General features: G+C 74.2%; 1 protein-coding gene. It reads right to left on the minus strand.

What is annotated here, in order from left to right; genetic code table 11:
• A partial coding sequence (locus ACZ4VL_RS39900) for an SDR family NAD(P)-dependent oxidoreductase (protein WP_468210728.1) occupies positions 1-6,041 on the minus strand: 6,041 nt, incomplete at both ends.

Below are 6,041 nucleotides of genomic sequence, written 5' to 3' on the forward strand. Positions count from 1 at the left end.
GAACAGGACGTCCTTCAACGGCAGTTCGAGCAGCGCATCGAGACGCTCGCACACCGTGTCGAGCGCATCCGCGAACACCGGGAAGAAGTCGTACAACTCACGACCCATGCCCAGGCGCTGGCTGCCCTGCCCGGTGAACAGGAAGGCGACCTTCCCAGCGACCGGCGAGCCCGTGACCAGACCCGCCGCCGAGCCGCCCTCGACCAGCGCCGCCAGGCCGGCCAGCAGGCCCTCACGGTCCGCGGCGACGACCGCGGCCCGGTCCTCGAACTGCGCGCGGCCCGCCGTCAGCGACCAGGCGACGTCGACCGGGTGCAGCGCGTCCGGAGTGGAGAGCACGAAGTCCTGGAGCTGGCGGGCCTGCGCACGAAGGGCCTCCTCGCCCTTCGCCGAGAGCACCCACGGGAGGACCGGCAGCGCCGCGTCCGTCTCGGGCAGCTCCACCGGTGCTGCGGCCGGCGGCTGCTCGATGATCGTGTGCGCGTTGGTGCCGCTGATGCCGAAGGACGAGACGCCCGCCCGGCGCGGACGGCCGGTCTCCGGCCAGTCCCGGGCTTCGGTCAGGAGGGTGACGTCGCCTGCCTCCCAGTCGATGTGGCTCGACGGCGTGTCGACGTGCAGGGTCTGCGGGAGCACTCCGTGCCGCATCGCCATGATCATCTTGATCACGCCGGCGACACCGGCAGCGGCCTGCGTGTGACCGATGTTCGACTTGATGGAACCCAGCAGCAGCGGACGGCCCTCCGGCCGGTCCTGGCCGTACGTGGCCAGCAGCGCCTGCGCCTCGATCGGGTCACCGAGACGGGTACCCGTACCGTGCGCCTCCACCGCGTCCACATCGGCCGTCGACAGACCCGCGGTCGCCAGCGCCTCGCGGATCACCCGCTGCTGCGACGGACCGTTCGGCGCCGTCAGACCATTGCTCGCACCATCCTGGTTGACCGCCGAACCACGCACCACGGCGAGGATCGGGTGGCCGTTGCGCACGGCGTCCGACTGCCGCTCGACGAGCAGCATGCCCGCGCCTTCGGCCCAGCCCGTACCGTCCGCGGCCTCCGCGAAGGACTTGCAGCGGCCGTCGGCAGAGAGCCCGCGCTGGCGGCTGAAGTCGACGAACGTCTCGGGCGTCGCCATGATCGCGACACCGCCTGCCAGGGCCATGTCGCACTCGCCGTTGCGCAGCGCCTGGATCGCCCAGTGCAGCGCGACGAGCGACGACGAGCACGCCGTGTCGACGGTCACAGCCGGGCCTTCCAGCCCGAAGGTGTAGGCGATCCGGCCAGAGGCGATGCTGCCCGCGTTGCCGGTGCCGAGGTAGCCCTCGACGCCCTCGGGCAGTTCCTCACCGGATCCTGCGCCCTCGCCGATGCCGATGCCCGACACGTAGTCGTGGTACATGACGCCGGCGAAGACGCCGGTCCGGCTGCCGCGCATCGACGTCGGGTCGATGCCGGCCCGCTCGAACGCCTCCCAGGAGGTCTCCAGCAGGAGCCGCTGCTGCGGGTCCATGGCGAGGGCCTCGCGCGGGGAGATCCCGAAGAACGCCGGGTCGAACTCGGCCGCGTCGAGCAGGAAGCCGCCCTCACGGGTGTACGAGGTCCCCACGTGGTCCGGGTCGGGGTGGTAAAGGGCCTCCGCGTTCCAGCCGCGGTCGGTCGGGAACGCGGTGATGCCGTCGCCGCCGGTGGCGACGAGCTGCCACAGGTCCTCGGGGGTCCGGATGCCGCCGGGGAAGCGGCAGCCCATGCCGACGATCACGATCGGGTCGTCGGTGAGGGCGGTGGTCGGCCGTACGGGCGTCGTCAGCTGCCCGTGTGCGCCGTCCCGGCCGTCGAGACCGGCGCTCAGCGCGAGCTCGGCCAGCAGGTGCCCGGCCAGCGCGGTCGGCGTCGGGTAGTCGAAGATCAGGGTCGGGGGCAGGCGCAGGCCCGTCTCCGCCTTGAGGACGTTGCGCAGCTCGACCGCGGTGAGGGAGTCGAAGCCGAGGTCCCGGAAGGCGCGCTCCGCGTCGACCGCGTCGGCGCCGGAGTGACCGAGGACGGCTGCGACCCGGCCGCACACCAGGTCCAGCAGCACACCTTCGTGCTCCGCCGCCGGCAGGGCCAGCAGACGGGCGACCAGCGGCGAACCGGCATCCGAAGCGCCGCCGTCGCGCCGCTCCACGGTGCGGCGTGCGGGCACCCGTACCAGGGCCCGCAGCAGCGCCGGGGTGGTGCCCGCGGACACGGCCTGGGCGCGCAGCACGGCTACGTCGAGGTGCATCGGCAGCAGCACCGCCGCATCCACCGTCATCGCCGTGTCGAAGAGCGCGAGGCCCTCGTTCGCGGCGAGAGCGGCGACGCCGTCCCGGGCGATACGGCGCAGGTCGACCTCGTCGAGCTGCCCCGCCATGCCCCCGTCGACACCCGCCTGCGGGGCCCACAGACCCCAGGCGAGCGAGGTCGCGGCCAGGCCCTCGGCACGCCGCTGCTCGGCCAGGCCCTCCAGGAACGCGTTCGCTGCCGCGTAGTTCGCCTGGCCGCCCGCACCGAACGCGGCGGCCGCGCCGGAGAAGAGGACGAACGCCGACAGGTCGAGCTCGCGGGTCAGTTCGTGGAGGTTCCAGGCGGCGTCCACCTTCGGACGCAGCACGGCCGCCACCCGTTCCGGGGTCAGCGACGCCAGGATGCCGTCGTCCAGTACACCCGCCGTGTGGACCACGGCGGTCAGCGGGTGCTCCACCGGCACGGACGCCAGCAGCCCGGCCAGCGCATTCCGGTCCGACACGTCACACGCGACGAGGTCGACGTGCGCACCCAGCTGCTCCAGCTCCGCCACCAGCTCGACGGCACCGGCCGCGCCCGTACCGCGCCGGCTGGTGAGCAGCAGCCGTTGCACCCCGTACGCCGTCACCAGGTGCCGGGCGAACAACCGGCCCAGACCACCCGTCGCACCCGTGACCAGCACGGTCCCGGACGAGTCCCCCAGCACCACGGCCGAGGACCCGGCGGCCACGCTCTCGGACGACGCCACGCGGACCAGGCGCGGGGCGGTGACGACACCGCCGCGGACGGCGAGCTCCGGCTCCCCGGTCGTCAGCGCTGCGGGAACCGCCGCCAGCGACGCCTGCGACGACTGCTCCGGGTCCAGGTCGATCATGACGAGCTGGCCCGGGTTCTCCGACTGGGCGGAGCGCAGCAGGCCGCGCACCGCACTGCCCGCCAGGTCCTGCACACCCGCACCGCGCTCGACGGCCACCGCTCCCGACGTCAGCCACACCAGGCGCGTGTCCGCGAACCGCTCGTCGGCCAGCCACTCCTGCACCGTCGCCAGCGCCTCGTTCACTGCGGCGTGGACGCGGCCGACCGTGTCCTCGCCCTCGTCCTCGTCCTCGGGCCGCTCGACGGCCGCCGGGAGGACGAAGACTGCGTCCGGAGCCGGTTCGCCGGCGGCGAGCGCGACACCGAGCTCGGCCAGGTCGGCGTACTCGGTGACCCGGGCGCCCGAGCCCACCGGCCCGCCCATCCCGATCTCGTCCCGTCCCAGGACGGCCCAGCGGAGGTCACCGGCGGCGGCCGTGGCAGGGGCCACGGACACGGGCAGCCACTCCACCCGGAACAGCGACTCCAGGTTGCCGCCGGCCGCGTGGACCTGGTCGGCGGAGGCCGGGCGCAGCGTCAGCGACTCGACGGCCGCCACGGGGCGTCCGGTCTCGTCGGCCACCAGCAGGGCCAGCGTGTGGGCGTCGTCGGCCGAGGCCGGAATCAGGCGCATCCGGAGGGCGGAGGCGCCCACCGCGTACAGCGAGACACCCGACCAGAAGAACGGGAGCAGGGCACCTGCGTCGGCCTGTCCGGCGGGGTCTCCGTGTCCGATGGCGTGCAGGCCGGCGTCGAGCAGGGCCGGGTGGAGCCCGAACCGGGCCGCGTCACGACGGCCGTCCTCCGGGAGCGCGACCTCGGTGAACAGCTCGTTGCCGCGGCGCCAGGCCGCCTTCAGGCCCTGGAACAGCGGCCCGTAGGAGACGCCCTCCTGGGCCAGCTCCGCGTAGAGCCCGCGCACGTCGACCGGCTCGGCGCCGGCCGGGGGCCAGGCGGCCAGCTCGCCGAAGCCCAGTTCGGACTCGGGGCGCGCGCCGACGGCGAGGACGCCGGACCCGTGGCGGGTCCAGGGCTCCTCGGCGAGGGCGTCCTGGCGGCGCGAGTACACCGCGAACGGCCGTCGGCCCGCGACATCCGGCGCCTCGACCACCAGCTGGAGCTGTACGCCGCCGCGCTCGGGCAGGACGAGCGGCGCCTCCAGCGTCAGCTCCTCCACCACGTCGCAGCCGACCTGGTCACCGGCGCGGATCGCCAGGTCGACGAAGGCCGTTCCCGGGAGCAGGGCGGAACCGTGGATGGTGTGGTCGGCGAGCCAGGGGTGGGTGTCGATTGACAGTCGGCCGGCGAGCAGCACGCCCTCGGAGTCGGCGAGAGCCACCGCGGCGCCGAGCAGCGGGTGCCCGGCATCGCCGAGACCGATCGACTCCGGGTCCCCGGCGACGTACGCCGCCGCACTCGGCCAGAACCGCTGCCGCTGGAACGCGTACGTCGGCAGGTCGACCCGGCGGGCACCCGTGCCCGCGAAGAACGCCTCCCAGTCGACGGCCACACCGTGGACGTGGGCCTGCGCGAGGGCGGTGACGAGGGTCTCGGCCTCGGGGCGGCCGGAACGGAGCACGGCTGCGAAGGCGACGTCGGCGGTGCCCGTCAGGCACTCCTGGGCGAGGGCGGACAGCACGCCGTCCGGCCCGAGCTCGACGAACGTGGTCACCCCGGCGGCTTCGAGGGCGCGGACACCGTCGAGGAAACGGACCGCCTCCCGGACGTGCCGCACCCAGAAGTCCGCCGTGTCCATCTCGTCCGTGACGAGTGCGCCGGTCAGGCAGGACACGACCGGGAGGCGGGGGACCTCGAAGGTCAGCCCGGCCACCACCTGGCGGAACTCGTCGAGCATGCCGTCCATGTGCGGCGAGTGGAACGCGTGGCTCACCGTCAGCCGCTTGGTCTTCCGTTCCTGGGCCCGGAAGTGCTCGGCGATCGCGACGGCCGCGTCCTCGTCACCGGCGATGACCACCGACTGCGGGCCGTTGACCGCGGCGATGCTCACCCGGTCGGCGTCGGTGAGCATCGGCAGGACCTCGTCCTCCGTCGCCTGCAGCGCGATCATCACGCCGCCGGCGGGGAGGGCCTGCATCAGCCGGCCGCGGGCCGCGACCAGCGTGCACGCGTCGTCCAGCGACAGCACGCCCGCGACGTGCGCGGCGGCGATCTCACCGATGGAGTGGCCGGCGAGGAAGTCCGGCCGTATGCCCCAGCTCTCGACGAGGCGGAACAGGGCCACCTCGATCGCGAACAGCGCGGGCTGCGTGTACTCCGTCCGGTCCAGCACGGCGGCGTCGGAACCGAAGAGCACGTCCTTCAGCGGCCTGTCGAGCAGCGCGTCCAGGTGGGCGCAGACCGCGTCCAGCGCGTCCGCGAACGCCGGGTAGGTGTCGTACAGCTCGCGGCCCGCGCCGAGGCGCTGGCTGCCCTGCCCGGTGAACAGGAAGGCGGTACGGCCGTCACCGGCCGGGCCCGTGACCGTCCGGGGGGCGGACTCGCCGGCTGCGAGCCGGGCCAGTGCGTCCTGGAGGTCCTCGTCATTGCCGACGGTCAGGACGGTGGCGGCGCGGTGGTCGAGGTGGGCGCGGCGCGTGGCGAGGGAGTGGGCCACGTCGGCCGCGTCCGCGGCGTCGTCGCCGGCGGTGTCGAGGTGGGCGGCCAGGGCCGCCGCCTGCGCCCGGAGGGCTTCCTTGGTCTTGCCGGAGAGGAGGTACGGGAGGACGCGGGCGGCGGCAGGCCGGTCGGCCGGCCGCGTGTCGGCGTCCACCGACGGCTCGGCTCCCGGAGCCTGCTCGATGATCGTGTGCGCGTTGGTGCCACTGATGCCGAAGGAGGAGATGCCGGCGCGGCGCGGACGGCCGGTCTCCGGCCAGTCCACGGACTCGGTGAGCAGGGCCACGTCGCCGGCCGACCAGTCCA

The sequence above is a fragment of the Streptomyces sp. NPDC029014 genome (genome assembly GCF_055564695.1).